This window comes from Streptomyces carpinensis (assembly GCF_002154505.1).
Classification (GTDB): domain Bacteria; phylum Actinomycetota; class Actinomycetes; order Streptomycetales; family Streptomycetaceae; genus Streptomyces; species Streptomyces carpinensis.
The window spans coordinates 1-4,054 of sequence record NZ_MUBM01000057.1 but is presented as its reverse complement, the minus strand read 5'-3'; the positions used below and the strand labels follow the sequence as shown (position 1 = coordinate 4,054).

Annotated in this window: 4 protein-coding genes and 5 tRNA genes; 5 read left to right on the top strand and 4 right to left on the bottom strand. The window is 71.2% G+C overall.

Annotation, left to right across the window (positions count from 1 at the left end; all coding sequences use genetic code 11):
• Positions 1–17: 17 nt before the first annotated feature.
• The 3 genes from BZY54_RS08760 to BZY54_RS08750 form a co-directional block, all read right to left on the bottom strand.
• Positions 18–842: a GNAT family N-acetyltransferase gene (locus BZY54_RS08760; protein ID WP_086724229.1), complete on the bottom strand. Its 825-nt coding sequence runs from the start codon at positions 840–842 to the stop codon at positions 18–20.
• Positions 843–938: 96 nt separating this feature from the next.
• Entirely contained in the window at positions 939–1,760 is an 822-nt protein-coding gene (locus BZY54_RS08755; RefSeq protein WP_086724227.1) for an aminotransferase class IV, read from the bottom strand.
• Positions 1,757–2,860, bottom strand: a complete 1,104-nt coding sequence (locus BZY54_RS08750) for a chorismate-binding protein (RefSeq protein ID WP_244217040.1) — start codon at positions 2,858–2,860, stop codon at positions 1,757–1,759. The genes BZY54_RS08755 and BZY54_RS08750 overlap by 4 nt, the downstream gene beginning before the upstream one ends.
• Before the next feature lie 177 nt (positions 2,861–3,037).
• Here BZY54_RS08750 and BZY54_RS08745 point away from each other — a divergent pair.
• The 5 genes from BZY54_RS08745 to BZY54_RS08725 all read left to right on the top strand — a co-directional run bounded on the left by BZY54_RS08745 (position 3,038) and on the right by BZY54_RS08725 (position 3,527).
• Positions 3,038–3,110: transfer RNA gene (locus tag BZY54_RS08745), tRNA-Gly, on the top strand.
• 36 nt (positions 3,111–3,146) lie between these two features.
• A tRNA-Cys gene (locus BZY54_RS08740) sits at positions 3,147–3,220 on the top strand.
• 1 nt (position 3,221) lies between these two features.
• Positions 3,222–3,293: transfer RNA gene (locus BZY54_RS08735), tRNA-Val, on the top strand.
• Between the two features lie 36 nt (positions 3,294–3,329).
• Positions 3,330–3,401: transfer RNA gene (locus tag BZY54_RS08730), tRNA-Val, on the top strand.
• Between the two features lie 54 nt (positions 3,402–3,455).
• A tRNA-Val gene (locus BZY54_RS08725) sits at positions 3,456–3,527 on the top strand.
• A 49-nt stretch (positions 3,528–3,576) separates the two neighbouring features.
• Here the strand turns inward: BZY54_RS08725 and BZY54_RS08720 are convergent.
• Complete coding sequence (locus BZY54_RS08720; RefSeq protein ID WP_086724225.1) at positions 3,577–3,858, bottom strand: TFIIB-type zinc ribbon-containing protein; 282 nt, start codon at positions 3,856–3,858, stop codon at positions 3,577–3,579.
• Positions 3,859–4,054 lie beyond the last annotated feature (196 nt).

The following is a 4,054-nucleotide window of genomic DNA, read 5'->3' as shown; positions in this document are numbered from 1 at the left end:
CGTTGCCTGATGCGGCACTAGAGAAGTTCCTTGTAGAGGGCGTAGAGGACCGGGCGGTAACCGAGGGAGTCGTACAGGCGCTCCGCCGGAGTGTTGCCCGCGAAGACGTTGAGGCCCAGCACCTGCTTGCCCGCGGCCACCGCCTGGGCCTCGGCCAGGAGCATCAGGGAGCGCCCGTGCCCCCGGCCGCGGAAGCGTTCGTCGGCCTCCACGTCGTAGACGAAGGCCTGGTCCTCGCTGACGGCGACCCACAGGGTGCCGACCGGAGTGCCCTCGTGCTCCAGGACGCTCAGCAGCATGCCGGGGGTCGCCGGTCCCTGGCGCAGCAGCCTGGCGTGGTCGGCCTCCGACTTGGCCCATGCCTCGTCGGCGGGTACGCCACGGTCGATCCAGCTCTGGGCGTAGCCGGCCTTGCCGTGTTCCAGCCACGGCCCGTACTCGGCCTCGGTCATCGGTCTGCCCCGGCTGCCGGCGGGCAGTTCGGGCGCGGTGGTGCCGAGCCGCTTCTCCATGCCCCGGTTGCGCTGGACGTAGCCGAGGGCGGTGACGAGCCGGACCGCGGCCTCCTCGGTGGCGGGCACGGCTATCTCGATCCGCTTGCAGCCCCAACCGCGCGCCACCTCCTCGGCGGCTAGCGCGGCGACCGTGCCCCGGCCCCGGCCCCGGTCGGGCTCGTCGATGCGCAGCTCGAGGATCCGGGCCACGGCCGGTCCGAAGACCGGGTGCGTCGAGAGGTGGGTCACGCCGACGGGACGGCTGTTCACGCACACCTGGTAGCGGCGTGAACGTGTTCCGTCGGCGTGGTGCTGAAGCGGCTCGGTCGGCCGCAGGGTCGTGGTCATCACCGGGAGTTCTACCCGCCGCCACGGCCTCCGTCAGCCCAATTTCCGCGGGTCTGTCCTCGGACCCGCCGACCGGCCCGGCCCGCCGACCCGGTCCTACGGGTCGAGGTCGTGCCCCGACCGCTCGTCGAAGACGCGCATGGCCTTGGCGGTCACCGGGCCCGCCGTGCCCGGCAGTTCGCGGTCGTCGACGCGGTGCACGGCCTGGACGTCGCGCAGCGTGGAGGTCAGGAAGACCTCCTCGGCCCGCTGGAGGACGTCCAGCGGCAGGTCGGTCTCCTTGGCGCCCGTCCACTCGACGACGAGCTCGCGCGTGATGCCGGCGAGGCAGCCGGAGGCGAGCGGCGGGGTGTGGATCTCGCCGTCGAGGACGACGAAGACGTTGGAGCCGGTGCCCTCGCAGAGCTGCCCGACCGTGTTGCCGAACAGGGCCTCGGATGCGCCGTGTTGGTGGGCACGGGCGAGGGCGACGACGTTCTCGGCGTAGGAGGTGGTCTTCAGTCCGGTGAGCGCGCCACGCTCGTTGCGGGTCCAGGGGACCGTGACGACGGCGGTGGAGTCGGGGCGGCGGGTGGTCTCGCCGAGGGCGACCACGAGGGTCGGACCGTGGTCGCCGCGGTCGGAGCCGAGAGGGCCGTGGCCGCCGGTGTAGGTGATGCGCAGCCGGCCCAGCGGCATCGGGTTGGCCTCGAGTACGGCGGCGCAGGCGCGGCGGACCTCGTCGTGGTCGGGGTCGGGCAGCCCCAGTCCGCGCGCCGAGCGGCTCAGCCGGTCCAGGTGACGGGTGAGCGCGAACGGCCTGCCGTCGGCCGCCTTCACCGTCTCGAAGATGCCGTCGCCCACGGTCAGCCCGTGGTCGAGGACGGAGACGCGGGCGGACTCGATGTCCCGCAGCCCGCCGTCGAGCCAGATCTTCACCTTTGCAGTCCCTCTCCGCTGTCCTCGTACGACCTCTCGTACGACGTCTGGTACGACCGTTCGTACGACGGCTCGTACGTCCCCGACGCTATCGCGAGCAGCCGGGCCGCCTTCAGTTCGGTCTCCCGCCACTCCCCCTCGGGGTCGGAGTCCCAGGTGATGCCGGCGCCGGCGCCGAAGCGCAGGACGGCCGTGCCGCCCGGGGTCCTCTCGATCCAGAAGGTACGGATGCCGACGGCCAGCTCGCCCACGCCCCGGTCGGCGTCGACCCAGCCGATGCCGCCGCAGTAGGGGCCGCGGGGCGCGGTCTCCAGGGCTTCGATGATCCGCAGGCAGCTCGACTTGGGGGCTCCGGTGATCGAGCCGGCCGGGAAGGCGGCGTCGAGCAGTTCCGGCCAGCCGGCGCCGGCGCACAGCTCGCCGCGGACCGAGGAGACCAGGTGGACGAGGCCGGGATGCTTCTCGACGGCGCACAGGTCGGGCACGGTGACGCTGCCGGTGGTGCAGACGCGCCCGATGTCGTTGCGTACCAGGTCCACGATCATCACGTTCTCGGCGTAGTCCTTCCGCAGGAGCTCCGCCTCGGTGCGGGCCGTGCCCTTGATCGGCCCGGACTCCACGGTCCGGCCGTCGCGGCGCAGGAAGAGCTCCGGGGACGCGGTGGCGATCTCCACACCGTGTTCCGGCAGCCGAATCGTTCCCGCGTACGGCGCGGGGTTGCCGCGGGCCAGTACGGCGGTCAGGGCGTCCACGTCGGCGCCGGGCGCGATCGGCGCGGAGAGCACGCGGCAGAGGTTCACCTGGTAGACCTCGCCGGCCGCGATGTGCTCGCGTATGCGGCGCACGCCCGCCGTGTACGCGGCACGGTCGAGCGAGGACGTCCAGTCGCCGGCCCCCGGCCCCTGCCACGCGCCGGGCGCGGGAGCGGGCACGGGCTCCCGCCGCACGTCCCGGAAACGGGCGCAGGTCAGCCGGCCCTCGTAGTCGGCGGCCACGGCCCAGAAGCCGGCGGAGTCCAGGGCCGCGGGGTCGCTGGTGACATCGGCCAGGCCGGTGGCGACACGGTCGCCGAAGCGGGCGAGAGGAGGGAGGTCGAGCACGTGGTCGAGTCTATGGCGGGTGTCCCACGGGTGGCCCGGGCGTGTCCTGCCGGGGGCCTGACCGGGTCCTCGTGTGGACGCAGCGCAGCACGCTGCACAAACGCGTTTTTGTACTGGCCCGGGAATCCGCTAGAGTTCAACACGTCGCCGGGACGCGTAAGCGATCCGAAACGACAGGCGGACGTAGCTCAGTTGGTAGAGCGCAACCTTGCCAAGGTTGAGGTCGCGAGTTCGAGCCTCGTCGTCCGCTCGAAGGAAGAGGGGACTCCCGGTCCCCTGCACTCCTGGTGGAGTGGCCGAGAGGCGAGGCAACGGCCTGCAAAGCCGTCTACACGGGTTCAAATCCCGTCTCCACCTCCAAGGACGATTAGCTCAGCGGGAGAGCGCTTCCCTGACACGGAAGAGGTCACTGGTTCAATCCCAGTATCGTCCACTGGATCTTCCAGCTCGTACGGAAAGATCCGGACCCGCGCGATTAGCTCAGCGGGAGAGCGCTTCCCTGACACGGAAGAGGTCACTGGTTCAATCCCAGTATCGCGCACGTAGTGCCCATGATCCGCTCCAGTGAGTGAGACCGGAGTGATCGTGGTCCCGAGGACGATTAGCTCAGCGGGAGAGCGCTTCCCTGACACGGAAGAGGTCACTGGTTCAATCCCAGTATCGTCCACACCAGGAAGCCCCCGGCCGTCTCGTGCGGCCGGGGGCTTTCGCGTGGCTCAGCTGGAGAACAGCATGCGGCCGAAGCTCTTGTGGTGGTGGCCGTGGCCGTAGTGCCCGTGGCCGCCGTGCGGGGCGCCCCAGGCGGGGGCGGGCGGCGCCGGGTAGGCCTGCGGGGCCGGCGGAGGCGGCACGGGCTGGGACCACTGGGCCTCCAGGCGGGTCAGCGCCTCCAGCTCGCCGTAGTCGAGGAAGATCCCGCGGCAGCCGCTGCACTGCTCGATCTGGACGCCGTTGCGGTTGTAGGTGTGCATCGGCGCATGGCACTTCGGACACTGCATGGTCGGCTCAACTCCTCGCCGGTAGGTTCTGCTTCGGTACCGCCAGGACAGACTCCGTCCGCCCGCCGTCCGGTTGCACCCTACTTAGGCAGATCGCCTGTCAACTCCAGGGGGACGCCGCTCATTCGGTCGCAGGCGTCCACCACCGCCTGTTCCACCTCGTCCAGCGGGCGGTGTGCCGCGGTCGCCTCGGCGA

Excerpts from the sequence above, each read along its gene's own strand:
- BZY54_RS08760 (WP_086724229.1), bottom strand. The coding sequence starts at position 842 with ATGACCACGACCCTGCGGCCGACCGAGCCGCTTCAGCACCACGCCGAC.
- BZY54_RS08720 (WP_086724225.1), bottom strand. The coding sequence starts at position 3,858 with ATGCAGTGTCCGAAGTGCCATGCGCCGATGCACACCTACAACCGCAAC.